Consider the following 26,295-nt stretch of genomic DNA (forward strand, 5'->3'; position numbering starts at 1 on the left):
GAGCAAGCCCGCTCCCACACGGGTTCTCAGGTGTTCAGAGAATCTGTGTACACCCAAAAACTGTGGGAGCCGAGCTTGCTCGCGATAGCGGTGGATCAGCTTGCAATGATGTTGGCCATGCCGCTGCCATCGCGAGCAGGCTCGGCTCCCACAGTTTTTTTATCGCTAGTGCGATGTCCCCTCGGCAAATTCGATCTTGTTGCCGACGTTGTACTTGCCCGAAGGTTTGTTCATGGGCAGGCGCTTGATCTCCTGGAGGGTGTTGCTGTCGTAGACGATCAGCGCGCCGTCGGTGGCCCAGATGCTCAGCAGCAGGTATCGGCCGTCGCGGGTGAATTCGACGTGGGCGGCGGTTTTGCCGGGCATCGGGCGCAGGGTGTGGGCGATTTCCAGGGTCTGTTTGTCGATCAGGTGGATGGCATCGTTGTCCGGGCCGAAGAACACGTCGGTCCAGGCATAGCGCGAGTTGACGTGGCTGCGCAGGAAGAAACCCGGCCCCAGGGTGGGGATCTGCTTGATGACTTTCCAGGTGTTGAAGTCGATCACCGAAATCAGCCCCTTGCTGATATTGGGCGTGGCGAACACCCAGTGCCCATCGCGCTTCCAATAAGTGCCCGAGCCCAGGTGCGGCATGCCCGGCAACGCGATGTCGGTGACGACACGACCAGAGTCGAGGTCGATCACCTGGCCGCCTTGGGCCTTGCGCGAGGTGGCGAGCAATTGGCGGTAGTCGGGCGAGAAGGAGAAGTCGTCCAGATCATCCTCGGTCTCGATACGCCTGGGCACGAAGTCCGGGCTCGGTCCGGTGGACAGTTCCCAAACTTCTTTGACGTCCTTCAACGCGACAATGAAGCTGTTGCGCGGTGGGGCTGTGTAGACCGCGCTGACCCGCGAAGCTTGCCCGTCGCGGCCCACCGTTGGGAGGGTCTTGACCAGTGACAGGTCGCGGGCATCGAGCACCGTCAGGTTGCCGGGCAGGTAGTTGCCCACCAACACCCAGCGGCCGTCTTTGCTCACCGCCAGGTTACGGGTATTGAGCCCGGCCCGTACCTCGGCGATCAGCTTGAGGTTGTGCAGGTCGTACAGGCTGATCCAGCCGTCCCGGGAGGCCAGGTAGACGAAGCGCCCATCCGGCGAAAACTTCGGCCCGCCATGCACGGCGAAGTGCGAGGCGAAACGTGCGAGGACCTCGAAGCGATCGCCGTCGACCACGTCGATGTGATGATCGCCGGCCTCCACCACCACGAACAGGTTCAGCGGATCGGCCTTGTGCTGAGGGGTGTCGGGCAGTCTGGCGACGTCGGCCAGCAGCCGATGGCTCTGGCGAATGTCGTCCTCATTCCAGGTCGGCTCGACGGCGAGGGGGCGCTGCAAGTACAGCGCCAGGGCGTCGATCCGCGCCGGCTCCAGCACCGTGCCGAACGCCGCCATCTGGCTGGCCGGCCGGCCGTTTTCAATTACCTGGCGGACTTCGGCGGGCTTGATCCGGCTCAGGCTCTGGGGCAACAGCGCCGGCCCGGTGCCGCCGATACGATTGACGCCGTGGCATTGTTGGCAATGCTGCTGGTAGTCACGCTCGGCCAGTTGCAGATCCACGTCGCGGGTGACCGCGCCATGGGCCGCGCCGATCCACAGCAGTGGCAGCCACCAGCGCTTCATAGCGCCACCTTCAGGGCCTGTGTGATGGGGTGAAGACGCGCCGGATGCTCCAGCATTTGATGGGCGAACAGGCCGACGACCTTGCCGATCACCGTCAACGTCGGCAGGCCTTCGCAGCATTGCAGCGCCATGCCCGGCAATTGCCGCAGGGTGCCACGCAGCACCTGTTGGTCGGGGCGGGTGCCGTTGCTGATCAACGCCGCCGGGGTGTCGGCCGCCAGGCCTGCCTCCATCAGCCGCGCAGCAATGGTGCCCAGGTTCGACAGCCCCATGTAAAACACCAGGGTCTGGCTGTCATCCGCCAGGCTTTGCCATGGCAGGCTCAAATCGCCTTCGCGTTGCAGATGACCGGTGATGAACCGGCAGGAATTGACCAGGTCGCGATGGGTCAGCGGAATGCCGGCGTAGGCGCTGCAACCGGCCGCAGCGGTGATGCCGGGCACCACTTGGCAATCGATGCCACGGGCCAGCAAGTACTCCAGTTCTTCGGCACCGCGACCGAAAATGAATGGGTCGCCGCCCTTGAGTCGGACCACCCGTTGTCCCTGGTCCGCCAGCTCGGCCAGCAGCTCGTTGATCTGCGCCTGGGGCAGGCTGTGGCAACCGGCGGCCTTGCCGACGTAATGTCGGGCGCAGGTCAACGGGATCAGGCTCAGCAGTTGCGGGCTGATCAAGCGGTCGTAGACAACCGCGTCGGCCTGCATCAACAGGCTCCAGGCGCGCAACGTCAGCAGGCCCGGGTCACCGGGACCGGCGCCGACCAGGGCGACTTCCCCCGGTCTGAGGAACGATTGCAGGGCAGCGGGCAAAACGAGGGGGGCTGGCATGGGACTTCCTTGGTTCGGCATCAGGTTCGCCATTGGGTTATCGGGCGCAGGGCAACGCAGTGCTGGGAATCCCAACGCTGGGAATCGCGTGCACACCAATTTCTTCATCGCTGAGGTGGCAGCCCGGGTCCTGGCCCCACAGGTCGCCGTCGGCCCAGGCACGGGTGCGGGTATTGCCGTTGCAGATCGCCAGCCAGCGGCATTGTCCGCAGCGACCGCTCACGGCCCGTGGGTGCTCACGCAGTTTCAGCAGCAGGGCATCGGGACGCTCGAGCCAGAGGGTCTTGAACGGGGTCTGGCGGACATTGCCCACCGAGTGCTGCCACCAATAAGTGTCGGGATGGACCTCGCCGGTGTTGTCGATATTGGCGATGCCGCTGCCCGAAGCATTGCCGCCCCAGGCCCGCAGCATCTGCTCCAGTGCGGTGTAGTGCTGGGGCAGGCGCCGGGCGACCCATTGCAGCAGCACGATTGCATCGGCGTCGTTGTTGCCGCTGACGAAATCACTCTCACGACCCTGCTCGACATCGCGCCAGGCCCGCTCGAAAATCAGCGTCATTGCTTCGCGGCTCATCTGCTGCAGGGCGTCGAGCTTGCGGCTGCGCTTGCCCCGGCCGCTGTAGTTGAGGTGCGACAGGTAGAATTTCTGCACGTCGTATTCAGTCATCAAGTCCAGCAGCCGTGGCAGCTGGGTATGGTTTTGCTGGGTGAGGGTGGTGCGCAACCCGACGCGGATCCCGCGTTCACGGCAGAGCCGGATGGCCGCCATGGAACTGGCGAAACTGCCCTTGAGTTGCCGGAACTCATCGTGGGTGGCTTCCAGGCCATCAATGCTGATGCCCACGTAATCGAAGTTCGCCGCGGCAATCTGTTCGATGTTGGACGCGTTGATCAGCGTGCCGTTGGTAGACAGGGCGAGGAAAAAGCCTTTGTCGCGGGCATAGGCGCTGAGCTGGAACAGGTCCTCGCGCAGCAACGGTTCGCCACCGGAAAGGATCAACACACGTACGCCGGCGTCATGCAGGTCGTCGATGACCTGCAGCGCCGCCGTCGTGTCCAGCTCATCGCGAAACACGCTGTCGGCGGACGTGGCGTAGCAGTGCTTGCAGGTCAGGTTGCAGCGCCTGAGCAGGTTCCAGATCACCACGGGCGGCCGGCTGCTGCCCGGTGATGCTACGCGTGGGGCAGCGCATTGGCCGGCCAGGGCCCGCAGGTAGTGGCTGATCCTCAACATAACGTGCTCCTTCGGCCGACGTGCCGGTTCAGCCCAAGGTGGGCGACAGGCGCAGGCCGGTTTTTTTCAGGATGCGGCTGCTCACCAGCATGTCGTCGGCGGCACAGGCGTCACCCAGCAAGTAGCGCAGGTGCTCGCGGTAGCTGTCGATTTCTTCGCGGCTGCGGCCATGGACCATGGCGAACAGGTTGTAACGCCAGTGGGGCCGGCGCGGACGGCGGTAGCAATGGCTGACGAAAGGCTGCGCGCCCAGCAGGGCACCGAGGCGCGCGATGTCGGTATCGCACACGTCCCAGACGGTCATGCCGTTGTGGCGATAACCCAGGCGATAGTGATTGGGGACGGCGGCGATGCGACGGATCGCGCCTTCGGCCTGCAGGCGCTTGAGCAAATCGAGCGTGGATTCCACACTCAGCCCCAGTTGCTCCGCGAGCCAGGCCCAGGGGTCTTCGAGCAAGGGCAGGCCGGCCTGGGTCAGTTCCACCAGCCGCAGCGCCAGAGGTGTTTCATCCAACCGAGGCAGGGGCCGCAGCAATGACTCAGACCGGGAAATACAGGCCGACATGGTAGGTCTCCTCTTTGGGCAGGTTCAGCGGCACCAGGCCGGTCAGATGCTCGATGCGCGTCAGGGTGTCGCTGATGGCTTGTTCGCTGGGGCAGGCGAGCACGAACCACATGTTCCAGGTGTGTTCGCGGCGGTAGTTGTGGGCCACCTCGGGCATGGCCCCAAGCAGCTCGGCGACGGTGTCGAAACGCGGCTCGGGCACCGCCAGCGCCGCCAGGGTGAAGGCGCCGCCCAGGCGATCGATGTCGAACATCGGACCGAAGCGGGTGAGGACGCCGTCGTTGAGCAATTCGTGCAGGCGGTCGAGCAATTCGCTGCTACTGCTGTCCAGTTCGCGGGCCAGGGCCTGCCAGGGATGCCGCACCAGTGGCAGGCCCAGTTGCAGGCGGTTGATCAGGCGACGGTCGAGGTCATCCATTGAGGCAGGCTCCGGCCGGTGGGGCGAAGCGCCCGCCGCATTGCTTGAACAGGTGCGTGCTGAACAACAACTGGTGGGGCAGGTCGTCGAGCAAATGCTCTTGCAGCAACGCCTGGACCTGGGCTTCCACGCGGTCACGCTGGCGCCCGTGGATCATGCAGAACAGGTTGTATTGCCACTGGGGCAAGCGCCGCGGCCGTTGATAGCAAAGGCTGATGCCCGGCGCCTGGCCCAGGCGACGACCGACTTCATCGACCAGTGCGTCCGGCACATCCAGCACCAGCATGGCGTTGGCGGCGAAACCCAAAGCGCGATGGTTGACCACCAGGCCGACGCGCCGGAACAGGCCTTGTTCATGCCAAGCCTGCATCTGTTCGAGGACGTGTTGCTCGCTGGCATCGATCTGCTCGGCCAGGACCTGGAAGGGCCGTGCGGCCAGGGGCAGGCCGGCTTCCAGCAGGCGGCGTAGCGTCAGTAACTGTTGCTCGTTCAAGGGGATGTTCATGGGGTGGCCTCCAGGGCAAAGCCCAGGTCGATGCGGTAGGCGGTCAGCATGGGCAGGTCCAGTGGTGTGAGGCCGGTGTCGCTTTCCAGCTCCTGGAGAATGTTGTCCAGGTGTGCGCGGTCAGGGCCGGTCAGCACGAACCAGAGGTTGTAGCGATGTTCCCGGGCGTAGTTGTGATTCACTTCCGGGTATTGGCTGACGCGCGCCGCGACTTGATGCAAGCGGTCCTCGGGCACCGCCAGGGCGGCGAGGGTGCTGGCGCCGGCCCGGGTGTGTTCGAACACCGGGCCGACTCGCGACAAGGTGCCGGCCACTTGCAGGTGTTGCAGGCATTCGAGCACTTGCGCCTCGCTGCAGCCCAGGGCATCGGCCATGGCCCGATAGGGTTCGGCGCACAGCGGCATGCCGTGCTGGAATTGATCGATCAGGCGCCGGGCCAGTGAACTCGATGTCATGGTCAGTACCCCGGTTTGTGTGCGCGGCTGCTGAAGAAAATGCCGCTGGGGCTAAGGGCCGGCAGGCTGCCCAGGCGTTCGAGGCGATAAGGGTCCCAGACTTGCACCTCAGCGCCATCTCGTGCGGACAGCCACAGCTGGTCACCCCTTGCGGTAAATTCCATGTGCAGCACCGCCGGCCCCGGTCGCAGGTCGGCGACGATGGCGTGGGTCTGGGTGTCGATGACCTGCACGCGATCGTTGTCCGGGTAGGCGAAGTTGACCCACAGTTGCCGGCCGTCCGGGCGTGCCGTGACAAACACTGGCTGGCCGGCCACGGCGATGGCATCGCGCTGCTGCCAGTTGCTCGCGTCCATCACCAACACCTGGTGATGGCCGACGGCGGGCACGAAGGCTTGTTGGTCGGCCAGGGCCCAGCCTTCCAGATGGGGCATCTTGTACACCGGGAGGCGGGCCTCGCCGCGTCCGTATTGCCCCAGCACCCGTTTCACGCCGTGTTCCGGGTGCCAGAGATCGAGTTGCGCCATACCGTCCTCACCGAACAGCCCGGCCATGTAATAACGCCCGTCTGGGGTGATCAACGCGTCGTAGGGTTGCTGGCCGATGGCGGTGAAACGTTCGATGCGCGGCGTGTGGCCCTGGCTGAAGTCGGCGGTCCAGATTTCGCCGGTGTCGAACAGGCTGAACACGAAGCGCTGCCCCGGGGCGTCCACCAGACCGACCACTCGTGAACGTTTCTTGCCGTCAGGCAAAGGCGTGGCCGGAATGTCAGCGACCTGTGCCAAGGTCTGGGCATCGAACACCTTGACGCCGCCGGGCTCGTAGTTGGACACCGCGATCAGTTTGCCGTCCTGACTGATCGCGCCACCGATGCTGTTGCCGCCCTGGATAATGCGCCGGTCGATGTGTGCGGTGAGCAGGTCAACCTTGCTCAAGCCGCCATCGCGGCCGAACACATAGGCATAACGCTGGTCACGGGAGAACACCACCGAGGCGTGAGACAGATCCCCCAGTCCCTCAACGCGGGCGAGGGCGGTGCGGGTGTCGCTTTCGATGATTTGCAGGCTGCCGGTGGCGCGCTCCACCACCACGCCGAGATCGCCGGTGCCGCGCAGCGGTGTCTGGGCGCAAGCCGAGAGCAGCAGGGCGGTGGCTGTAAGGGACAATAGAGAACGGATCATGAGGCGGGTTTTCCTTGAAGGAGCCGGTCCACCAGCCAGCGGATATCGTCGGGGCCGAGCAGCGGCGCCCAAGCGGGCATGGCACTGCCGGGCCGCCCCAGGGTGACGGTGGCGATGAGGTTGTCTCGGGATTTTCCGGCCAGGGCATCACGGGTCAGGGCTGGGCCGAGGCCGCCGGTCATGTACAGGCCGTGGCAGGCGCCACAATCCTGTTCCAACAGGTGTTGCAGTTGCACCTGGCGCTGGTGGTCGGGATCGGCCAGCACACAGGAGGAGAAAACAAAGAGGAGGGTGGTCATCAAGGTTGCAGAGCGGTGTCGTTCCATGACGTCCTCCTGATCAAGAAATAAAGTCGAGCGCAGCTTTTGTGGCGAGGGGGTTATGTGGGAGCAAGCTTTGCTCCCACATAAATCCCTCGCCACAGGGAGATGCTCTCAGTCAAAGTTATTTAAGGCTCAACACCCACGCAGCCAGGATCTTGGCTTCTTCATCGGTCACTGGGTTGGCCGGCATCGGCATCGGTCCCCAGTTGCCTTGCGTACCCTCCTTGATGTGCTTGGCGAGCAGGTCCTGCGCGCCAGCGACGCCGGCGTTTTTCGCCGCCACTTCCTTGAGCGCCGGGCCAACCACCTTGGTATCGATGGAATGGCAGGCTGCGCAGGGTTTGCTCTTGAACAGCGTCGGGCCGTCTTGTGCCAGCGCCGGTAGGCTGTAGGCGGCCGTCAGGGCCAAGGCAATCAGAATAGGCTTCATGGTTTTTCCTCTTATTGATGGGGCTCAATAGATGTCGTGTTGGGTGTTGTAGACGTTGAATTTCCCGGTCGGGGTGATCAGGCGCTTGTCCTTGATCACGTTCTTGACCTTGAGGGTCTTGTCGTCGATCACCACCAGCGCCGACTCGTCTTCCTGGCCACTCCAGACCGAGAACCAGACCTCATCGCCGGCCTTGTTGTATTCCGGCTGGACCACGCGCAACGCGCCTTTCTTGATACCGGCGTACTCGGCAATCGGCAGCACGGTGTAGCCGGCGTCGAGCTTGTCGATGTTGAATACCGCTACCGACTGGCTGAGCTTGGCGTCGGGGCTGAGGGTGGTGTCGACATACAGGTGACGGGATTCGGGGTGGGTCTTGATGAACAGCGAACCGCCACCTTGGCCCTGCAGCGAGCCGACCTGCTTCCAGGCGTATTGCGGGTGTTTGACCGGGTCGGTGCCGATCAGCGAAACCCCGGCGTCGCCCAAGTGGCTGGTGGCCCAGACCGGTCCGTAGAGCGGGTGGTTGAAGTTGGCGCCGCGTCCCGGATGCGGGGTCTTGCCTACGTCCACCAGGGCGGTGAGCTTGCGTTCCTTGGAGTCGATCACCGCGACTTTGTTGGAGTTGTTGGCCGCCGTCATGAAGTAGCGATGGCTGCTGTCCCAACCGCCGTCGTGCAGGAACGGCGCGGCGTCGATGCTGGTGATGGTGAGGTTCTTGATGTCCTGGTAGTTGACCAGCATCACCTTGCCGGTTTCCTTGACGTTGACGATGAACTCCGGCCACTCGTGGGAGGCGATGATGGCCGCGACCCGAGGTTCCGGGTGGTATTGCTGGGTGTCGACGGTCATGCCACGGGTCGAGACGATCTGCTTGGGCTCCAGGGTCTCGCCGTCCATGATGGTGAACTGCGGCGGCCAGTAGGAACCGGCGATGGTGTATTTGTCTTCGTAGCCCTTGAACTTGGAGGTTTCCACCGAGCGGGCCTCGATGCCCACCTTGATTTCCGCAACCTTGGTCGGTTCTTTCGGCCACAGGTCGATCATGTCGATCTTGGCGTCCCGACCGATCACCAGCAGGTAGCGACCCGAGGCCGAGATGCGCGAAATGTGCACGGCGTAACCGGTGTCGATCAGCTTGACGATTTTCTTGCTGTCGCCGTCGATCAAGGCAATCTTGCCGTCGTCGCGCAGGGTCACTGAAAACAGGTTTTGCAGGTTGAGTGAGTTGAGTTGCCGGGTCGGCCGGTCCTCAGGCTTGACCAGCACTTTCCAGGTCTTGAGGGTTTCGGCCATGCCCCATTCCGGCGGCGTCGGCGGGGTGTGCTGAATGAACTTGGCCATCACCGTGATCTGGTCTTTGCTCAGGGCATTGGAGGTGCCCCAGTTCGGCATGCCGGCGGCCGAGCCATAGGTGATCAGCGCCTCCAGGTATGGCTGGCCGCGTGCCTGGGTGATGTCGGGTGTCAGCGGCTTGCCGGTGGCGCCCTTGCGTAGTACGCCGTGGCAGCCGGCGCAGCGTTGGAAATAGATTTCCTTGGCCGAGTCGAAGTCGGCCTGGCTCAGGTCCGGCGCGCCTTCGCTCTTGACCACGCGGGGTTGCTCCGGCGCAGCGGTTTGGTCGGCGAAGGCGTGGGGGGCGACCAGCGCTGTACACAGCGCCGTGACCCTCAGGGCCCACGATTTTTTGTGGCTGATCAGCATTCCATTTCTCCTCAGGCGTGACCCGCGCTGCCCTGCAATTGACGTTCGGCGCGCAGATTCTTGGTGCGCTGCAAGGCTATGCCCAGGCCGGTGGTTAGCCGCTTGACGGCGATCAAGTTTGCCCGCCGCAGCCCTTGCCAGGTTGTCGCAGGGCCCCGTAGCGTGGCCGGCAATCGCGCTCTCTGATCAGGCTCTGTCATGAACACTCTCCATACCTTGCAGCACCCGGACGAACCCTTTTATCAACCTCAGGACAACGAACAGGCGCTGTTCGAACAGGCCTGGCATCACGGCATGCCGGTGCTGATCAAAGGCCCCACCGGGTGTGGCAAGACCCGTTTTGTCCAGCACATGGCCCACCGTCTGAAACTGCCGCTGTACACCGTGGCCTGCCACGATGACTTGAGCGCGGCCGACCTGATCGGCCGTCACCTGATCGGCGCCCAGGGCACCTGGTGGCAGGACGGGCCATTGACCCGGGCGGTGCGCGAGGGAGGCATCTGTTACCTGGACGAGGTGGTCGAAGCGCGGCAGGACACGGCGGTGGTGCTGCACCCACTGGCCGATGATCGGCGGCAGTTGTATCTGGAGCGCACGGGCGAAGTGCTCCAGGCGCCGCGGTCCTTCATGCTGGTGGTGTCTTACAACCCCGGTTACCAGAACCTGCTCAAAGGCATGAAGCCCAGCACCCGCCAGCGTTTCGTGGCGATGCGCTTTGGTTATCCGGCTGTTGCCGATGAAGAACGTATCGTTGCCCGTGAGGCCGGCGTTGATATGGCCCTGGCAGCCCAGGTGGTGCGACTGGGGCAGGCACTGCGCCGGCTCGATCAGCATGATCTGGAGGAGGTCGCTTCCACGCGCTTGCTGATTTTTGCGGCGCGCATGATCGGTTCCGGTATGGGCCCGCGACAGGCCTGTCTGGCGTGCCTGGCCGAGCCCTTGAGTGATGACCCGCAGACGGTTGCCGCGTTGATGGATGTGGTCGATGTCCACTTCGGCTGAAACCGCTATCACACCCCGGCGTTTGCCGGGGGACTTGGCGATGTGGTTTTTCATCCTCGCCGAGTTGTCAGTGTTTGCACTGTTGATCCTGGCGTTCGCCGTCGCCCAGATGTTGCACCCGCAGATGTTCAGTGAAGGCAGGCAGTTGCTGGACCGTTCCACGGGGCTGGCGATGACCCTCAGCCTGCTGACCGCCGGGCTGTTCGCCGCCCTGGCCCAGGAGCAGGTCAGGCAGGACCGGCCGGGTCGAGGTGCGCTGTTTTTGTCTGTGGCGTTGTTGCTTGCCTGTGGCTATGTGGGGATCAAGCTCACTGAGTACGCCCATCTGTTGGCGAGCGGCCTGGGCATGGAGCACAACACCTTCTTCACCTTGTACTGGATCCTCACGGCGTTTCATTTCCTGCACGTGCTGCTGGGCATGGTGATTCTCGGTTGGCTGGCCGAGGGTTGTCGGCGCCGTCGTTATGATTCACAGCGCTACAGCGGGCTGGAATCCGGCGTGCTGTATTGGCACATGGTGGATCTGGTCTGGGTGCTGTTGTTTCCGTTGGTCTACATCCTTGATTGAGATGAAATACCCATGTCGGCTTCTCGTGTTCTGATCGTTTGTTGGATGGCGCTGGCGGTGTTGAGCAGCGCCACCGTGGCCCTGGGCCAGGCAGCCGCCACCGGACTGGTTTCCATCGCCATATTGACGGTGGCGGTGGCCAAGGCCTGGTTGATCGCCGACGGCTTCATGGAACTGCACCATGCGCCGCGCCTGTGGCGGCGGTTGGTACTGAGCTGGGCGGTGGTGCTGGCGAGCGTGATAGGGATCGTCATCACATCCGCGGTCTGAATCTGTGAACACGGTCCCTGTGGCGAGGGAGCTTGCTCCCTCGCCACAGCAAGCTCCCCAGTCACAGGGGGGCGAACAACCGACTAAAACCATCGGAGATTCTTGATCGCCATCAAGCGGTTTCAGACCCCTCGCTTCCTAGAATGAACACGCCAAGCAATGAGGAAGTGACCATGTCAGATACCTTCACCAAAGGCATGGCCAGGAATATTTATTTCGGGGGAAGCGTGTTCTTTTTCCTGATATTCCTGGCCCTGACCTACCACACGGAACAGACCTTTCCAGAGCGCAGCAACCAGGCGCAATTGAGCGAATCGGTGATACGCGGCAAGGGCGTCTGGGAGCGCAACAACTGCATCGGCTGCCATACCCTGCTGGGCGAGGGTGCGTACTTTGCGCCGGAGCTGGGCAATGTGGTCAACCGTCGCGGTGGCGAGGAAGCCTTCAAGCCGTTCCTGCAGGCCTGGATGAAAATGCAGCCGCTGAACGTCCCGGGCCGTCGGGCCATGCCGCAGTTCAACCTGAGCGAGCAGGAAGTCGACGACATCGCCGAGTTCCTCAAGTGGAGTTCGAAAATCAATACCAATGGCTGGCCGCCAAACAAGGAGGGCTGAGAGATGAGCATGGCTAATCCGCATCTGAAATTCGCCTCGCAGGCCGTCGCCAAACCTTACTTCGTGTTTGCCCTGATGCTGTTCCTGGGGCAAGTGCTGTTCGGTTTGATCATGGGCTTGCAATACGTGGTCGGCGACTTTCTGTTCCCGCTGATTCCCTTCAACGTGGCCCGCATGGTCCACACCAATCTGCTGATCGTCTGGCTGCTGTTTGGCTTCATGGGCGCGGCGTATTACCTGATTCCGGAGGAGGCTGATCGAGAGCTGCACAGCCCGAAACTGGCGCTCGTGCTGTTTTGGGTGTTCGCCGCCGCGGGTGTGGCGACGATCCTGGGTTACCTCTCGGTGCCTTATGCGACGCTGGCGAAATTCACCGGCAACGACTTGCTGCCGACCATGGGCCGTGAGTTCCTGGAGCAACCGACCATCACCAAGATGGGCATCGTCGTGGTGTGCCTGGGGTTCCTCTACAACATCGGCATGACCCTGCTCAAGGGGCGCAAAACCACGGTCAGCATGGTGATGATGACCGGGTTGATCGGCCTGGCAGTGTTCTTCCTGTTCTCCTTCTACAACCCGGAAAACCTCGCCCGTGACAAGTTCTACTGGTGGTGGGTGGTGCATCTTTGGGTGGAAGGTGTCTGGGAACTGATCATGGGTTCGATGCTCGCTTTTGTCCTGATCAAAATCACCGGCGTGGACCGCGAAGTGGTCGAGAAATGGCTCTACGTGATCATCGCCATGGCGCTGATTACCGGGATCATTGGTACCGGTCACCACTTCTTCTGGATCGGCGCACCCGAGGTCTGGTTGTGGGTCGGCTCGATCTTCTCGGCGTTGGAACCGTTACCGTTCCTGGCGATGGTGGTGTTCGCCTTCAGCATGGTGAAAAACCGTCGTCGGCAACACCCGAATCGCGCCGCCACGTTGTGGGCCAAGGGCACCACGGTCACCGCGTTCTTCGGTGCGGGCGTCTGGGGGTTCCTGCACACCCTGGCCCCGGTCAACTACTACACCCACGGTTCGCAACTGACCGCGGCCCACGGTCACCTGGCTTTCTACGGTGCCTACGCGATGATCGTGATGACGTTGATCAGCTACGCCATGCCACGCTTGCGTGGGCTGGGTGAAGCGGCAGATGAGCGTTCCCAGCGGTTGGAAATCTGGGGCTTCTGGTTGATGACCCTGTCGATGGTAATGATCACCTTGTTCCTCACCGCCGCCGGTGTCGTCCAGGTGTGGTTGCAACGCTGGATGGCGGACGGTAGTGCCTTGCCGTTCATGGCCACGATGGATCATTTGAAGCCGCTGTTCTGGGCGCGGCTGGTCAGTGGCGTGGGGTTCCTGGCGGGGTTGCTCTGCTACCTGTTCAGCTTCCGCCAGCGTGGCCGTGCGGCCTTGCGCGCACCGGCGGCGGTGGTGCCGTCGTGAATCATCATCGCTGAACCTGTGGCAAGGGCGTTTGTTGTGGGGAGGGAGCAAGCTCCCTCGCCACAACAACGGTGCGAGTCAGTCCCTTCACTGCAACGGGTCGATAGGAGAGTAACCATGGCATTCACCCTGGAGCTGGAAGAATGGGTCGGCAGTGTCTGGCACCGTTTCATCACCCGCCGCGCCAGCGTCGATTTTCCCGAGGCACGGGTCGAGCTGATTCCTCGGCAACGCGCCCTGCAGGTATTGTTTCGCGCCACCGGCGGTGCGCTTCACCTGGGTGTGGAGGCCGTCAGCGACCGCGATCTGCTGCTGCGCCGCAACCTGTTGCAGCAGATCGCCGGCACCTGCAAGCAAGTGCCCCTGGCCTGGTGCGATGGCGACAACCTGCGTTTGCCAGCGAACCTGGCGGCGTTTCCCGATATCGGGCTGAACGAGGAGCTGTATCGCTGGCTTGCGTTGCTGGCCGCGCAATCGGGGCCGATGCGGCACTGGGGGCGGGACAATCAGCGCTGGACGCAAGCAGTATTGAAGCGCTACCCGGCGCTGCGCGCTCGTTACCGGCGGCTGGTGGAAGCGCATTTGTCCCTGCGCCCCGATCCCGCCACGCTCAACCCAGCCGAAGCCGCCCTGGAGCGCGCGCTGTGCCAAGCCTTGCGCGAACCAGGCAGTGTCGAGCATTTTCCACGCAGTGAACGGGCCGCCTGGCCATTGCCGCTGTGGCTGTATCCGCCGCAGCATCTGGCCAATCCCCAGGCAGCCGAGCTTGAAGAGTCCGACCAATACCTGGCGACGCCGCCGGGTGAGCAGCAGGGCGGGCGCAAGCGCGCTGAGCGCATCGACGAAACCAGTCGTGACGGTGGCTTGCTGATCGTGCGCCTGGAGAACCTGTTCAGCTGGACCGAACACGTGGACCTGGATCGCTGGGCGGACGACAGCGAAGACCCGGACGCCGCCCGGGTGGCCGAAGATTTGGACCAATTGACCCTGTCACGTACCCGCTTGCGCAAGGGCGGCGGCCTGAAGCTGCACCTGGACCTGCCGCCGGCCGATTTGGATGACATCCCCTTGGGCGAGGGCATCCTGTTGCCCGAATGGGACTACCGCAAGCAACGGCTGCAGGATGATTTCGTCAGCGTACAGACCTTCATTCCCCGGGACTGCGAGCCGCAGCCGCTGCCATCGCGCCTGCGCCCCTCGGCCCAGCGCTTGCGTCGCCAATTCGAACACCTGCGTAACGATCGACAATGGCTGCGCCAGCAAACCCAGGGCTCGGAACTGGACCTGCAAGCCTGGCTGGATTTTCACGTCGAGCGCCAGCACGGCCGATGCAGCGAGCGCGGCCTGTTCATGGAACAACGCCAGACCCGCCGCGACCTGGCCTGCCTGCTGTTGGCGGACCTGTCGATGTCCACCGATGCCCACCTCAACGACGAACACCGGGTGATCGATGTGATCCGCGACAGCCTGTTGCTGTTCGGTGAAACCCTGTCGGTGCTGGGCGACGATTTTGCTTTGTACGGGTTCTCCTCACTGCGGCGTCAACAGGTGCGGATGCATGAACTGAAGGCGTTCAACCAGCGCTACGACGACCACACCCGGGGCCGGATCCAGGGGCTCAAACCCGGTTATTACACACGCATGGGGGCGGCGATTCGCCAAGCCACGCAACGGTTGGAGGGCTGCAAGCGGCGGCGCAAATTGTTGCTGCTGCTCAGTGACGGCAAGCCCAATGACTTGGACCTCTACGAAGGGCGTTACGGCGTGGAAGACACTCGCCAAGCGGTGCTCGAGGCCCGGCGCCAAGGGCTGACGCCGTTCTGCATCACTATTGATCGCGAGGCGGGGGATTATCTGCCGTACATGTTCGGGGCCAACGGCTACACCTTGATTCGTCAGCCCGAACAACTGCCGCTGCGGCTGCCGCAGTTGTACCGGCAATTGACGCAGGATTGAGGGTTCAGACGATGCTGCGGGGCAGCCAGAAGAACATGACGATGCAGAAGATCGTCAGCCCGACACAGAACCAGCCGAAGCGCCGCAGCCGACGCTCGCCGGCCAACGCAGCTTCGGCCGGCAGGGGCATGCCGCACTGGCGACATTCGCTTTCATCGGTGGGATTAGCCTGTTGGCAATACAGGCAGACGGGCTGTGCGTTCATTCGAATTGCTCCAGGCGCAGGCGATCGAGAATGGCGATCTGGCGACCGTCCTGGGTGATGATCTTTTCATCGATCAGGCGCCGGATGATCCGCGAGAAGGTTTCCGGCTGGATCGACAAGTGCCCGGCGATCAATTGCTTGGCCATTGGCAGTTCGAACTGGCTGTTCACGGTTTGCAGGCGCACCAGTTGCGTCAGCAGGTAGCGCACCACGCGGTGAGTGGCGTTCTTCAGCGACAGGGTTTCAATCTCGTTGACCCGTTGGTGCAGGCGTACGCAAAGCTTGCCGAGCAGGGCAAAGGTCAACCGGCTGTTGCTGTGCAACAGGCGCATGTACGTGGCGTTGGACAGGCGATACAACTGGGTCGGGCCGACGGCTTCGGCGGATGCGACGTAGTTGGGGGTGTCCATCAGCATCATCGCCTCGGCGAAAGTCTGGCGCTCGCCGATCACCTCGAAGACTTTCTCCTGGCCGTCCGGGGTCAACCGGTAGATTTTCACCGCCCCGGAGATCACGAAGTAAAACGCCTGCGCCGGTTCGCCCTGGCGGAACAGCGGATCGCCCTTGTCGATATTCAGCAGTTGGCTGGTGCTCATCAGTTCGTCGAGTTGTTCTTCATTCAACGGCTCGAACAGGTGATGGCTGCGCAGAATCTGGTGATGGACACGGTGGAGCACCATGGCATGAATCCTTGTGGTGGCAAGAAAGTAAGCGGGTTCAGACGAGGCTCAGGGACAGGCTGCTGGCCAGTGCTACGACGCAGGAGAGCAGGACGAACCAGGTCAGTGGCAGCGCGACATTTTTCATGGATTACCCCGGGCAAAAGTCTATGCCCTGCCTGAGCAAGACGCGGGCCATGCTGGCGGGCGTTGATTCGCGGGGCGATGCAGGCGATGTGGGTACAAATGACCCTGGCCTGATAGGGTTAAAACAACCATAAAAAGGTCATAAATACCCTTTCAGCTACAGTCTTTGTGGGAGTGAGCCCTCGTGGGAGCCAAGCTTGCTCGCGATGAAGACACCGGGATCTACAGCGGAACCGCGTTATCGTTCATCGCGAGCAAGCTTGGTTCCCACAACGGCAAGCCCCTTGCAAGTGCCTGTTCGAGACGGGAGGTTGCCGATGCGCGGGCTTGATCTGAGACAAGGCCTGCCGGCGTCGATAACCGATCATTCGAACCCTGATTTGTCGTACCTCATTGGCGGGCCAGATCCCCGGTGAGGCAGAGGAGTGGTGTATGCAAGTGCTTGACCGTCGCAAGGCCATGGCCATCCTGCCGTTGTGGCGCCTGGCGTTCCGACCGTTCTTTCTCGCCGGGGGTGTGCTTGCGCTACTGGCGGTGCCGCTGTGGCTCGCGGCGTTCACCGGGCGATTGGCGGCCTGGCAGCCGGCTGGCGGCTGGTTGGCCTGGCATCGCCATGAGCTGTTGTTCGGCTTCGGCCTGGCGATCATTGCCGGGTTCCTGCTGACGGCGGTACAGACCTGGACGGGAACGCCGGGACTCAGCGGCAAGCGCTTGGCGGCGCTGGCGGTGGTGTGGCTTGGCGCACGATTGGCCTGGTTGGTGGATGCGCCCTGGCCAGTGCTGACGGTGCTGGAGCTGGGATTCGCCCTGGCGGTCGCGGTGTTGATGGGGCTGACGTTGTGGCGCGTGCGGCAGAAGCGCAATTACCCGATTGTCCTGGTATTGCTGCTGTTGGCCGCCGCCGATGCGTTATCCCTGTACGGCCTGGTGCAGCACAACGAGGGCTTGCAACGTCAGAGTGTGCTCACCGGCCTGTGGCTGGTGGCGGCGATGATGGGGCTGATCGGCGGGCGCGTGATTCCGTTCTTTACCCAGCGCGGCCTCGGTCGGGTCGAGGGCGTCGCGCCCTGGCCGTGGCTCGATCGTCTGTTGCTGGCGGGTTCGGCGCTGGTGGCGTTGCTGTATGCCTTCGGTCTGGCGCTGGCGGCCAGTGCCTGGGTCGGCCTGTTGTTCGTCGCGCTGGCGGTGGGGCACGGGATTCGACTGGTGCGTTGGCATGATCGGGATTTGTGGCGGGTGCCGCTGCTGTGGTCGTTGCACCTGGCTTACGCTTGGCTGGCGGTGGCGTGCCTGGGCATGGCGCTGTGGCACTTCGGTGTGCCGGTGAATCCGAGCCTGGCGGTGCACGGCCTGACCATCGGGGCCATGGCCGGGCTGATCCTGGCGATGATCGCCCGCGTCAGCCTGGGCCATACCGGGCGCCCCCTTGAGCCGCCAGCGGGCATGACCCTGGCTTTCATTCTGTTGAACCTGGCGTGTGTGAGCCGTGTTTTGCTGGTGCTGGTATTCCCGTTGGCCGGGCTGTGGTTGGCGGCGCTGTGCTGGACGTTGGCGTTCGGCCTCTACGCCTGGCGTTATGGCCCGATGCTGTTGCAGACCCGGGTGGATGGGCATCCGGGATGAGCCGAGGGGATCGATGATGTATGGGGTCTTGCTGGTCACGCACCTGTTGGCGGCTATCGCCTTTATCGGCACGTTGTTTTTCGAGGTTTTTATCTGGCATGCCGCCCGCAGGCCCTTGGCCCAAGGCGTCAAGGACGCCGCCGACTCGGCGATCGCCAAGCGTTCGCGGCAGGTGTTGCACGGTGTGGTGCTGGTGCTTTACAGCGCCGGCATAGCCCTGGCCTGGCAGCATCGCGGTGCATTGAGCCAACCGTTGAACAACAGCTTCGGCCTGTTGCTGAGCCTGAAGATCCTGCTGGCCCTGAGCATCATCGGCCATTATTTGTGGCTGGCGTACTGGCTCAAGCGCGGGCGGCTGACCCCGGGCCGCGCTAGTTGGCTGCGTCGCAGTATCCTGGGGCACATGTTGCTGATCGTGGTGTTGGCCAAGGCGATGTTCTATTGGCAGTTTTGAGCGGGAGAATACAACACCGAACCCCTGTGGGAGCGAGCAAGCCCGCTCCCACACTGAACCGAGGTGATTGCAAAAAGGGTGAATATCACAAATCCCTTGTGGAAGCAGGCTTGCCCCCACAAGGGGTTTTCAGTGTTTGATGTTCAGCGGGCAGGCTTCATCGCGTTGACGAACAACACATTGTTTTCCAGATGGATATGCTGCATCAGGTCATCACGAAACTCCACGAGCCCGCGATACAGGGCGCGCCAGGTGTTGCAGGCGTTGGCGGGCGGGGTGATCTGGTCGGTCAGGGTGAGCATGGTTTCCAGGGCTTCACCGTGCTGGTCGTGTTCGTAACGCAGGACCTGGATTGGCGCCGAGGCCCGTTCGCCGAGGCCCTGTTGCAGCATCGGGAACAGCACCTGTTCTTCCTTGAGCATGTGGCCTTCGAGCTCCTGATACATGTCCTGCAGGTGATCAGCCAGACCGTTCGGGCAGTTGGGCCGCGCACCATGGACCTGCTCGACACGCCGGGCCAGGCGGATAAGTTCCGGCAGTTGTTCGCGATGGCGGGCGTGGTAGCGTTCCAGGATGTGGCCGATCAACAGCGCCTGGGGCTCGTCGCGCCAGTCATGGCCCAGCTCCCCGGCGGCTTGCAGCGTGCGCAGGGCATCGGCGATCAGCAGTGGGTTGAGGCCTTTGCCCAGCGCCGCTTCGCGCAAGGACTTTTGCCCGCCGCAGCAGAAGTCGAGGTTGTAATGATGGAAGGTACGGGTGGCACCGGGAATGTCGCAGGCCAGTTGGCCGAGGCTTTGTTCCAGCAGATCGAGGCTCATCGTGTTTCCTTGGGTTGAATCCCGGGGAGGGACAGATGAGCGAACTTTGCAGTCAGCGTGCCAGATGTAACTGACTGAAAATAAAGCATTAATTTTTTACCAGGGTGATTGTCACCCTGGTTGCGAAGGGTCAAACGAACCCTGGAGGGTCATCACTACCATGCTGCGTGAAAGCCTGGCCGCCGACCTGATCGTCGAGCTGCCCAATGCCGTGCGATTGCAGCGCCTGGTGCAGACCCTGCGCGAATACTTCAACAGTGGCGCCGTGGGTTTGTTGCGCCTGGACGATGACAGCCTCAGGCCCGTGGCCACCGTGGGCCTGGTTCACGAGGCGTTGGGCCGTCGCTTCGTGATTGCCCAGCACCCGCGCCTGGCGGCGATCATGGCTTCGCGTGAACCCACCTGGTTCGAGCCCGACAGCCGCTTGCCGGATCCTTATGACGGCTTGCTCGACAACCACGTCGGCGAACCGCTGCCGGTGCACGACTGCATGGGCGTGAGCCTGTACGTGGAAGGCCGGCTGTGGGGGGCGATCACCCTCGATGCGTTGCACGCCGGTACCTTCGACAGCCGCGCTCGCGAGGAGCTCAAGCGTTGTACCTTGCAGATCGAGGCGGCGGTGCGGGTCACCCGACTCGAGCAGGAAAACCGCAGCCTGCGGGCCTCGCGCAGTGATCCGGCGGACCTGCGCCTGCCGGCCGAAGAGGGCGAAATCCTCGGGCGCAGCGAGGGGCTGCAGCAGTTGCTCAACGAGCTGGATGTACTGGCCGACTCGGAACTGCCGGTGCTGTTGCTGGGGGAAACCGGTGTCGGCAAGGAGTTGTTCGCCCGCCGCCTGCATCGCCTGTCCCGGCGTGGCCACAAGCCGTTGGTCCAGGTCAATTGCGCGGCGCTGCCGGAGTCCCTGGCCGAAAGCGAGTTGTTCGGTCACGTCAAAGGCGCGTTTTCCGGCGCGACCACCGACCGTGCCGGACGGTTCGACGCGGCCAATGGCGGCACGCTGTTTCTCGACGAGGTCGGCGAATTGCCGTTGAGCGTGCAGGCCAAGTTGCTGCGCACCCTGCAGAATGGCGAGATCCAGCGCCTGGGGGCGGACAAGCCGCTGCACGTCGATGTGCGGATCATCGCCGCCACCAACCGACATTTGCCCGACAGCATCCGTGACGGCCTGTTTCGCGCCGACCTGTATCATCGGCTCTCGGTCTACCCGGTGCCGATCCCGCCGTTGCGCGAACGCGGCCACGACGTGTTGATGCTGGCCGGCCACTTCCTCGAACTGAACCGCACACGCCTGGGCCTGCGCGGTTTGCGCCTGTCACCGGCGGCCGAACAGGCGCTGCTGGCGTACTCCTGGCCGGGCAACGTGCGGGAGCTGGAACACGTGATCAGTCGCGCGGCGTTGAAGCAACTGAGTCGCGGCGCCAGTCGCAGCCTGATCATGACCCTGGAACCGCAGGTGCTGGATCTGGACGTCAATGCCAGTGCAGCGTCGGCGCAGGCGATGCCGGACCAAGCCCTGGAGGCTCTGGATACGCCCGTGCAACCCTTGAGCGAAGCCGTCGATGGTTGTCAGCGCCAGGCGATCCTCAAGGCCCTGGAGCGTTGCGGGCAGAACTGGGCCGGGGCGGCGCGGCTGTTGGAGGTTGATCCGAGCAATCTGCATAAGCTGGCACGGCGGTTGGGGCTCAAGTAGCGTTTTGTCTGTCACGACCGAGCCGCCTTCATCGCGAGCAAGCTCGCTCCCACATTCGTCCTGTGGCGCTCACAAAACCCTGTGGGAGCGAGCTTGCTCGCGATGGCGTCGGTAAATTCAACACAGGAATCAGCATTGACAACGATCAAGGTCGGCTCAGGCGGCCAGGCGCAGACTGGGCCAAACCTATCGGGAGATCACCGTCATGCCCCTTTCCCTGGCCAAAATGCGCCGCCAGTACACCCTCGATGGTCTGGATGAAGCCCAGGCACCAGACGACCCGATGGTCTTGTTCGGGTTGTGGATGCAACAGGCCCGCGATACCGAGAGCCCGCCAGTGGAAGCCAACAGCATGGCCCTGGCGACGGTGGACGGGCAGGGCCGGCCTCACTGCCGGATCTTGTTGCTCAAGGGCTTCAGTAGCGAAGGCTTCTCGTTTTTCGGTAACTACGACAGTGCCAAGGGCCAGGACCTGGCCGCCAATCCCTGGGCGGCCATGACCTTTTTCTGGCCGGGACTGGAGCGGCAAGTGCGTATCGAAGGGGTCGTCGGCAAGCTCGCCCCGGCGCTGTCGGATGCCTATTTCGCCTCCCGCTCCGTGGCCAGCCGTCTTGGCGCCTGGGCCTCACCACAAAGCCGTCCATTGGACGATCGTGCCACCCTCGAGATCTTGCTGGCGCAAACCGGACAACATTTCGCCGATCAACCGGTGCCGCGTCCCGAGCATTGGGGCGGTTATTGCCTGCGGCCCGAACGGCTGGAGTTCTGGCAGGGCCGCGCCGACCGTCTGCATGATCGTCTCGACTACCGCCGGCAAGCGGGCGTATGGCAGCGCACGCGTCTGGCGCCCTGACGCCGAGGAGGTACCTCCATGGAGGAATAGGCCCGGCACCGAATGCGGTTCAGGCTGGGCCATCTTTTCTGACAGGACGGCTGACCATGGCCCATCTGACGCAACGCCTTTTTCAACCGCTGAACATTGCGGTACTCACCATCAGCGATACCCGCAGTTTCGACACCGATACCTCCGGCCAAACCCTCGCCGATCTATTGCAAACCGCCGGGCATGTGCTGATCGACCGCGGGCTGGTGAAGGACGATATCTACCAGATCCGCGCCCAGGTCTCGCAGTGGATCGCCGACCCGAACGTGCAAGTGGTGTTGATGACCGGTGGCACCGGTTTCACCCCGCGCGATAATACGCCCCAGGCGGTGGCACCGTTGCTGGACAAGCACGTCGACGGTTTTGGCGAGTTGTTCCGACAGGTGTCGTTGGCCGAGATCGGCATGTCCACCCTGCAATCTCGTGCCTTGGCGGGTATGAGCAACGGTGTGCTGGTGTGCTGCCTGCCAGGCTCGCCGGGGGCTTGCCGCACCGGTTGGGAACAGATCCTGGCCGGGCAATTGGACAGTCGCACTGGCCCGTGCAATTTCACGCCCCACCTCAAGCCGCAGCCAGGTATTGCCCTGGAACCCTGTGAGGCGCGTTCATGAGCAGCGGCGCGTGTGGCAGCGCCTGTGACAGCGGCGCGCTGATGCCGGTGGAGGAAGCCATTCGCTATTTGCTGGATCAGGCGCCGCTGCCGCCTCCGGTGCAGCGGGTGGCGCTGGCCCAGGCCTTGGGCCGAGTGCTGGCGACCGACATCCGTTGTCCGGTGAACTTGCCCCCATGGGACAACAGTGCCATGGACGGTTATGCCCTGCGGGCCGCTGACCTGCCAGCCGCCGGCGGTTCCCTGACCCTGGCCGGGCGCATTGCCGCCGGCCAGGCATCGAGTCAACCGCTGCGGTCCGGACAGGCCGTACGGATTTTCACCGGCGCGCCGCTGCCGCCGGGGGCAGACACGGTGGTTCCCCAGGAAAGCTGCCGGGTGGAAGGTGAGCGAGTCTGGTTGCCACCGGTCAATGGCGGGGAGCATGTGCGCAAGGAAGGCGAGGAAGTGCGCCGAGGGGACCGTTTGCTTCAGGCCGGAAAACGCTTGCGGGCCCAGGAACTGGGGTTGCTGGCCGGTGCCGGGATTGCCCGGGTAGAGGTCTATCGACCGTTGCAGGTGGGCCTGCTCAGCAGCGGTGATGAATTGCGCGAACCGGGCGAAACGCTGGCACCAGGGCAGATCTACAACAGCAATCGCCATAGCCTCGCGGCACTGCTGCGCGGCTGGGGTATCGAGGTCCACGACTACGGCGTCATGCCGGACAAACTGCTCGCCAGTCGCCAGGCCTTGAGCCTGGCGGCGGCCGAATGCGACGTGCTGCTGACCTCCGGCGGTGTGTCGGTGGGTGAGGAGGATCATCTCAAACAAGCCATCGAAGCCCTGGGCAGCGTTGACCTGTGGCGCCTGGCAATCCAGCCGGGCAAACCCCTGGCCTTTGGCGAGGTGGCGGGCAAACCCTGGATCGGGCTGCCGGGTAACCCGTCGGCGGCGCTGATTACCGCGTTGATTGTCGTGCGCCCGTTCCTGTTCCGGGCCCAGGGCATGGATGAGGTGTTGCCCGCAGCGTTGCAGGTGCCGGCCGGATTTGACTGGTTAAAACCCAACCGGCGACGGCAGTACTTGCGGGCGAAATTGACCCCGACCGCCGATGGCTCGTTGTGTGTCGAGCTGCATCCCCAGCAAAGTTCGGCCATGTTGGCGGCCGCGTGCTGGGCCGATGGCTTGGCCGTGGTGGAGTGCCAGGCGCAAGTGCACAAGCACGACAAAGTGATGTATCTGCCGTTCGCGAGCCTGATGCAGTGACGGCAATTGATTGCCGTCAAGGTGGCCAGCGGAGGGCTGGCTAGACTGGCGGCGCCCTTAGTTTTCTCACGAGGATGCCCCATGCAACTGGTTTGCCCGGCAGGGAATCTGCCTGCCCTCAAAGCGGCGGTGCGCCAAGGCGCCGATGCCGTCTATGTCGGCTTTCGCGATGACACCAATGCCCGGCATTTCGCCGGGCTGAACATGGACGACAAGCAATTCGACGCCGCTGTCGCGCACATCCGTCAACACCAACGCAAGCTGTATGTGGCGGTCAACACCTACCCGCAACCCAAGGGCTGGGAGCGCTGGCAGCGGGCGGTGGACCGTGCCGCCGATTTCGGCGTGGACGCGCTGATTGCCGCCGACCCCGGTGTGCTCAGCTACGCCCGCCAGCGCCATCCACAACTGGCGTTGCACCTGTCGGTACAGGGCTCGGCGACCCACGCGGCGGCCCTGGCTTTTTACGCCGAGCGCTATGACATCCGCCGCGCCGTGCTGCCACGGGTGCTGTCCCTGGCCCAGGTGCGTCAGGTGGCAGCGGCCAGCCCGGTGCCGATCGAGGTCTTCGGTTTCGGTAGCTTGTGCATCATGGCCGAGGGCCGTTGTCACTTGTCTTCCTACATCACCGGCGAATCACCGAACCTCTGTGGTGTCTGCTCGCCCGCCAAGGCGGTGCGCTGGAGCGAGGACGCCGACGGCCTGAGTGCCCGCTTGAGCGAGGTGCTGATCGACCGCTACACCCCTGAAGAACCCGCCGGTTACCCAACCCTGTGCAAGGGCCGCTTCCTGGTGGGCGGCAAGCGTTTCCATGCATTGGAAGAACCCACCAGCCTCGACACCCTGGACCTGCTGCCGGAACTGACGGCCATTGGCGTCGAAGCGGTGAAAATCGAAGGTCGCCAGCGCAGCCCGGCGTATGTCGAACAAGTGACCCGGGTCTGGCGCGCCGCGCTGGACGCACACCAGGCCGCGCCGCAACGGTTCCGGGTACAGGAAGAATGGCGCCAGGTGTTGGCCGGTTTGTCCGAGGGCAGCCAGACCACCCTGGGTGCCTACCATCGATCATGGCAATGAGGGAAACCCGATGAAACTCAGCCTGGGACCGGTCCTGTTTTACTGGGACAAAGCGCAACTGGGGAATTTCTACGCCGAGATGTCGGCCCTGCCGTTGGATGTGATTTACCTGGGGGAAACCGTGTGTTCCAAGCGCCGGGCATTTTCCCTGGATCAATGGCTGGGCTTGGCGCGTGAGCTGCAAGCGTGCAGTCAGGCGCAGATCGTATTGTCGAGCCTGACGCTGATCGAGGCGGCCTCGGAGCTGTCCTCGCTGCGACGCCTGTGTGACAACGGCCAGTTGTTGGTGGAGGCCAATGACATGGGCGCGGTGCAGTTCCTCGCCGAGCGCAAATTGCCCTTCGTCGGCGGGCCGGCGTTGAACTTGTACAACGGCCATGCCCTCGGGCAATTGCTCGACAGCGGCATGATCCGTTGGGTACCGCCTGTGGAGTGTTCGGCGGCACTGATCGGCGATGTACTGGAGCAGGTGCGCGAGATGGACCGTGAACTGCCCGAGGTGGAGATTTTTGCCTACGGCCATCTGCCTTTGGCTTACTCGGCGCGCTGCTTCACCGCCCGGGCCGAAAACCGCCCCAAGGACGACTGCCAGTTCTGTTGCATCAACTATCCCGACGGCCTGGCGTTGAGCAGTCAGGAGGGCCAGCAGTTGTTCACCCTCAACGGTATCCAGACGATGTCGGGGGAGGTGACGAATCTGCTGGCTGATTACAACGCACTCATGGCCAGTGGCGCCGACCTGCTGCGCCTGAGCCCGCGCGCCCAGGGCATGGCCGAGGTGGTCACGGCGTTCGACAAGGTGCGCCAGGGCGAGGCTCCACCGCTGTTCGTGGAGGGTTGCAACGGTTACTGGCACGGCCATGCCGGCATGTTGAAGGTAGAGGAGGCAGGCCTGTGTTGAGTCCGAAGAAGTGGCTGCTCAAAGGTGCCGACCGCGTGTTGCCGCTGGTGAGCAAGGTGCCGTTCGTGGTGCAGCGATTGGCGTTGCAGCAGGCGCTCAATCGTTGCCTGGCCGAGCCAGTGCGCGATGGCGGATTCGAAGTGCTGCGCGGGCGCTGGTTGTGCCTGCGGGTGCCGGACCTGAAGTTGTGCTGGTACTTGACCCTGGCACGGGATGGCTTGCGCATCGCCGAACGGGCTGAAGCCCAGGTCACCATCAGCGGCAACTGGCGTGAGTTCCTGTTGCTGGCCAGCCGTCAGGAGGATCCTGATACCTTGTTCTTCCGCAGGCGCCTGGTGATTGAGGGCGACACCGAACTCGGGCTGGCGCTGAAGAACCTGATCGACAGCCTTGACCCGGAGGTCCTGCCGCCATGGCTGTGGCGCAACCTGGAGCGGGCGGGCAAGGGGTTGGCAGCGGTGTGATGAAAGCCCCGAGCGCATTGCCCCTGGTGTATTCGTGTTCCGGTTGCTCCAACGTCGCGCAACTGGCCAACAGCGTTGCCCTGCGCCTGGACCGTGTCGGCCTGGCGGAGATGTCCTGCATTGTCGGGGTGGGCGGGCATGTGGCGGCGCTGGTCAACAAGGCGCGCTCGGGGCGGCGGATCATTGCGCTGGACGGGTGTCCGTTGCAGTGCGTCCAGGCATGTTTGCAGCAGCATGATCTGACGGCGGATGTGCATGTGATTTTGAGCCAGTTGGGGCTGCGCAAGCGTTTCGGGGTCGATTGTTCGCAAGAGGAGGGGGACGAGTTGTTCGAGCGGTTGATACCGATGATAGGCGTTGATCGATAACCCGTG

General features: G+C 63.4%; 31 protein-coding genes. 16 read left to right on the forward strand and 15 right to left on the reverse strand.

Features of this window, described 5'->3' with window-relative positions:
* Window positions 1-165 precede the first annotated feature (165 nt).
* From EPZ47_RS12910 to EPZ47_RS12965, 12 genes are all read right to left on the reverse strand, one after another.
* A complete protein-coding gene (locus EPZ47_RS12910; RefSeq protein ID WP_135845119.1) occupies window positions 166-1,659 on the reverse strand; it encodes a nitrite reductase in 1,494 nt (497 codons plus the stop codon).
* Window positions 1,656-2,486: a uroporphyrinogen-III C-methyltransferase gene (gene cobA, locus EPZ47_RS12915; RefSeq protein ID WP_135845120.1), complete on the reverse strand. Its 831-nt coding sequence runs from the start codon at window positions 2,484-2,486 to the stop codon at window positions 1,656-1,658. Before cobA ends, EPZ47_RS12910 begins: the two co-directional genes overlap by 4 nt.
* 37 nt (window positions 2,487-2,523) lie before the next feature.
* Window positions 2,524-3,720, reverse strand: coding sequence for a heme d1 biosynthesis radical SAM protein NirJ (gene nirJ / locus EPZ47_RS12920; protein ID WP_135845121.1), 1,197 nt, complete (start codon window positions 3,718-3,720; stop codon window positions 2,524-2,526).
* Window positions 3,721-3,748: 28 nt separating this feature from the next.
* A complete protein-coding gene (gene ahbB / locus EPZ47_RS12925) occupies window positions 3,749-4,285 on the reverse strand; it encodes a siroheme decarboxylase subunit beta (protein WP_135845122.1) in 537 nt (178 codons plus the stop codon).
* A complete protein-coding gene (locus EPZ47_RS12930; protein WP_135845123.1) occupies window positions 4,260-4,703 on the reverse strand; it encodes an Lrp/AsnC family transcriptional regulator in 444 nt (147 codons plus the stop codon). Before EPZ47_RS12930 ends, ahbB (EPZ47_RS12925) begins: the two co-directional genes overlap by 26 nt.
* Window positions 4,696-5,208 carry a siroheme decarboxylase subunit beta gene (ahbB, locus tag EPZ47_RS12935; RefSeq protein ID WP_135845124.1) on the reverse strand — a complete coding sequence of 171 codons (513 nt, stop codon included), beginning with the start codon at window positions 5,206-5,208 and terminating at the stop codon, window positions 4,696-4,698. The genes EPZ47_RS12930 and ahbB (EPZ47_RS12935) overlap by 8 nt, the downstream gene beginning before the upstream one ends.
* Window positions 5,205-5,663, reverse strand: a complete 459-nt coding sequence (locus EPZ47_RS12940) for an Lrp/AsnC family transcriptional regulator (RefSeq protein WP_135845125.1) — start codon at window positions 5,661-5,663, stop codon at window positions 5,205-5,207. Before EPZ47_RS12940 ends, ahbB (EPZ47_RS12935) begins: the two co-directional genes overlap by 4 nt.
* 2 nt (window positions 5,664-5,665) lie before the next feature.
* The gene (locus tag EPZ47_RS12945; protein ID WP_135845126.1) at window positions 5,666-6,844 is read right to left on the reverse strand and encodes a cytochrome D1 domain-containing protein; all 1,179 of its coding nucleotides are present in this window, start codon (window positions 6,842-6,844) and stop codon (window positions 5,666-5,668) included.
* Complete coding sequence (locus tag EPZ47_RS12950) at window positions 6,841-7,170, reverse strand: c-type cytochrome (RefSeq protein WP_135845127.1); 330 nt, start codon at window positions 7,168-7,170, stop codon at window positions 6,841-6,843. The genes EPZ47_RS12945 and EPZ47_RS12950 overlap by 4 nt, the downstream gene beginning before the upstream one ends.
* A gap of 118 nt (window positions 7,171-7,288) precedes the next feature.
* Complete coding sequence (locus EPZ47_RS12955; protein WP_135845128.1) at window positions 7,289-7,597, reverse strand: c-type cytochrome; 309 nt, start codon at window positions 7,595-7,597, stop codon at window positions 7,289-7,291.
* 24 nt (window positions 7,598-7,621) lie between these two features.
* On the reverse strand, window positions 7,622-9,301 hold the full coding sequence (locus EPZ47_RS12960; protein WP_135845129.1) for a cytochrome D1 domain-containing protein: 1,680 nt from the start codon (window positions 9,299-9,301) through the stop codon (window positions 7,622-7,624).
* Window positions 9,302-9,312: 11 nt separating this feature from the next.
* Window positions 9,313-9,501 (reverse strand): hypothetical protein, encoded by a 189-nt coding sequence (locus EPZ47_RS12965; protein ID WP_135845130.1) that lies wholly within the window; start codon window positions 9,499-9,501, stop codon window positions 9,313-9,315.
* On the opposite strand from EPZ47_RS12965, the gene EPZ47_RS12970 reads away from it, so the two are divergent.
* The 6 genes from EPZ47_RS12970 (at window position 9,500) to EPZ47_RS12995 (ending at window position 15,142) form a co-directional block, all read left to right on the forward strand.
* The gene (locus EPZ47_RS12970; RefSeq protein ID WP_135845131.1) at window positions 9,500-10,303 is read left to right on the forward strand and encodes a CbbQ/NirQ/NorQ/GpvN family protein; all 804 of its coding nucleotides are present in this window, start codon (window positions 9,500-9,502) and stop codon (window positions 10,301-10,303) included. The genes EPZ47_RS12965 and EPZ47_RS12970 overlap by 2 nt on opposite strands.
* On the forward strand, window positions 10,287-10,871 hold the full coding sequence (locus tag EPZ47_RS12975) for a cytochrome c oxidase subunit 3 family protein (RefSeq protein WP_135845132.1): 585 nt from the start codon (window positions 10,287-10,289) through the stop codon (window positions 10,869-10,871). Before EPZ47_RS12970 ends, EPZ47_RS12975 begins: the two co-directional genes overlap by 17 nt.
* Before the next feature lie 12 nt (window positions 10,872-10,883).
* Window positions 10,884-11,141 carry a cytochrome C oxidase subunit IV family protein gene (locus tag EPZ47_RS12980; RefSeq protein ID WP_135845133.1) on the forward strand — a complete coding sequence of 86 codons (258 nt, stop codon included), beginning with the start codon at window positions 10,884-10,886 and terminating at the stop codon, window positions 11,139-11,141.
* 173 nt (window positions 11,142-11,314) lie between these two features.
* On the forward strand, window positions 11,315-11,755 hold the full coding sequence (locus EPZ47_RS12985; protein ID WP_109756147.1) for a c-type cytochrome: 441 nt from the start codon (window positions 11,315-11,317) through the stop codon (window positions 11,753-11,755).
* A 3-nt stretch (window positions 11,756-11,758) separates the two neighbouring features.
* The gene (locus EPZ47_RS12990; protein WP_135845134.1) at window positions 11,759-13,186 is read left to right on the forward strand and encodes a cbb3-type cytochrome c oxidase subunit I; all 1,428 of its coding nucleotides are present in this window, start codon (window positions 11,759-11,761) and stop codon (window positions 13,184-13,186) included.
* A gap of 117 nt (window positions 13,187-13,303) precedes the next feature.
* Window positions 13,304-15,142, forward strand: a complete 1,839-nt coding sequence (locus EPZ47_RS12995; RefSeq protein ID WP_135845135.1) for a nitric oxide reductase activation protein NorD — start codon at window positions 13,304-13,306, stop codon at window positions 15,140-15,142.
* Window positions 15,143-15,146: 4 nt separating this feature from the next.
* Here EPZ47_RS12995 and EPZ47_RS13000 read toward each other — a convergent pair whose 3' ends face one another.
* Window positions 15,147-15,347 carry a protein DnrP gene (locus EPZ47_RS13000; RefSeq protein ID WP_135845136.1) on the reverse strand — a complete coding sequence of 67 codons (201 nt, stop codon included), beginning with the start codon at window positions 15,345-15,347 and terminating at the stop codon, window positions 15,147-15,149.
* Complete coding sequence (locus EPZ47_RS13005) at window positions 15,344-16,027, reverse strand: Crp/Fnr family transcriptional regulator (RefSeq protein ID WP_135845137.1); 684 nt, start codon at window positions 16,025-16,027, stop codon at window positions 15,344-15,346. The genes EPZ47_RS13000 and EPZ47_RS13005 overlap by 4 nt, the downstream gene beginning before the upstream one ends.
* A gap of 558 nt (window positions 16,028-16,585) precedes the next feature.
* Between EPZ47_RS13005 and EPZ47_RS13010 the strand changes: the two genes are divergently transcribed.
* Together EPZ47_RS13010 and EPZ47_RS13015 are read left to right on the forward strand one after the other, a co-directional pair.
* Complete coding sequence (locus EPZ47_RS13010; RefSeq protein ID WP_135845138.1) at window positions 16,586-17,776, forward strand: NnrS family protein; 1,191 nt, start codon at window positions 16,586-16,588, stop codon at window positions 17,774-17,776.
* 13 nt (window positions 17,777-17,789) lie between these two features.
* Window positions 17,790-18,230: a hypothetical protein gene (locus EPZ47_RS13015; RefSeq protein WP_135845139.1), complete on the forward strand. Its 441-nt coding sequence runs from the start codon at window positions 17,790-17,792 to the stop codon at window positions 18,228-18,230.
* Between the two features lie 143 nt (window positions 18,231-18,373).
* On the opposite strand, the gene ytfE is transcribed toward EPZ47_RS13015, so the two are convergent.
* On the reverse strand, window positions 18,374-19,048 hold the full coding sequence (gene ytfE, locus EPZ47_RS13020; RefSeq protein WP_135845140.1) for an iron-sulfur cluster repair protein YtfE: 675 nt from the start codon (window positions 19,046-19,048) through the stop codon (window positions 18,374-18,376).
* A 160-nt stretch (window positions 19,049-19,208) separates the two neighbouring features.
* On the opposite strand from ytfE, the gene norR reads away from it, so the two are divergent.
* The 8 genes from norR (at window position 19,209) to EPZ47_RS13060 (ending at window position 26,289) form a co-directional block, all read left to right on the forward strand.
* Window positions 19,209-20,741, forward strand: coding sequence for a nitric oxide reductase transcriptional regulator NorR (norR, locus tag EPZ47_RS13025; protein WP_135845141.1), 1,533 nt, complete (start codon window positions 19,209-19,211; stop codon window positions 20,739-20,741).
* Window positions 20,742-20,946: 205 nt separating this feature from the next.
* Entirely contained in the window at window positions 20,947-21,594 is a 648-nt protein-coding gene (pdxH, locus tag EPZ47_RS13030; protein ID WP_135845142.1) for a pyridoxamine 5'-phosphate oxidase, read from the forward strand.
* An 86-nt stretch (window positions 21,595-21,680) separates the two neighbouring features.
* Window positions 21,681-22,235 carry a molybdenum cofactor biosynthesis protein B gene (gene moaB, locus EPZ47_RS13035; RefSeq protein ID WP_135845143.1) on the forward strand — a complete coding sequence of 185 codons (555 nt, stop codon included), beginning with the start codon at window positions 21,681-21,683 and terminating at the stop codon, window positions 22,233-22,235.
* Window positions 22,232-23,479, forward strand: a complete 1,248-nt coding sequence (locus EPZ47_RS13040; RefSeq protein ID WP_135845144.1) for a molybdopterin molybdotransferase MoeA — start codon at window positions 22,232-22,234, stop codon at window positions 23,477-23,479. The genes moaB and EPZ47_RS13040 overlap by 4 nt, the downstream gene beginning before the upstream one ends.
* A gap of 81 nt (window positions 23,480-23,560) precedes the next feature.
* Window positions 23,561-24,556 (forward strand): ubiquinone anaerobic biosynthesis protein UbiU, encoded by a 996-nt coding sequence (gene ubiU / locus EPZ47_RS13045; protein ID WP_135845145.1) that lies wholly within the window; start codon window positions 23,561-23,563, stop codon window positions 24,554-24,556.
* A gap of 10 nt (window positions 24,557-24,566) precedes the next feature.
* Entirely contained in the window at window positions 24,567-25,457 is an 891-nt protein-coding gene (locus EPZ47_RS13050; protein WP_135845146.1) for a U32 family peptidase, read from the forward strand.
* Window positions 25,451-25,921 (forward strand): ubiquinone anaerobic biosynthesis accessory factor UbiT, encoded by a 471-nt coding sequence (gene ubiT / locus EPZ47_RS13055; RefSeq protein WP_135845147.1) that lies wholly within the window; start codon window positions 25,451-25,453, stop codon window positions 25,919-25,921. The genes EPZ47_RS13050 and ubiT overlap by 7 nt, the downstream gene beginning before the upstream one ends.
* Window positions 25,921-26,289 carry a putative zinc-binding protein gene (locus tag EPZ47_RS13060; RefSeq protein ID WP_135845148.1) on the forward strand — a complete coding sequence of 123 codons (369 nt, stop codon included), beginning with the start codon at window positions 25,921-25,923 and terminating at the stop codon, window positions 26,287-26,289. The genes ubiT and EPZ47_RS13060 overlap by 1 nt, the downstream gene beginning before the upstream one ends.
* The last annotated feature ends 6 nt before the right edge of the window (window positions 26,290-26,295 follow it).

This window comes from Pseudomonas viciae (genome assembly GCF_004786035.1).
In the GTDB taxonomy this organism is placed as follows: domain Bacteria; phylum Pseudomonadota; class Gammaproteobacteria; order Pseudomonadales; family Pseudomonadaceae; genus Aquipseudomonas; species Aquipseudomonas viciae.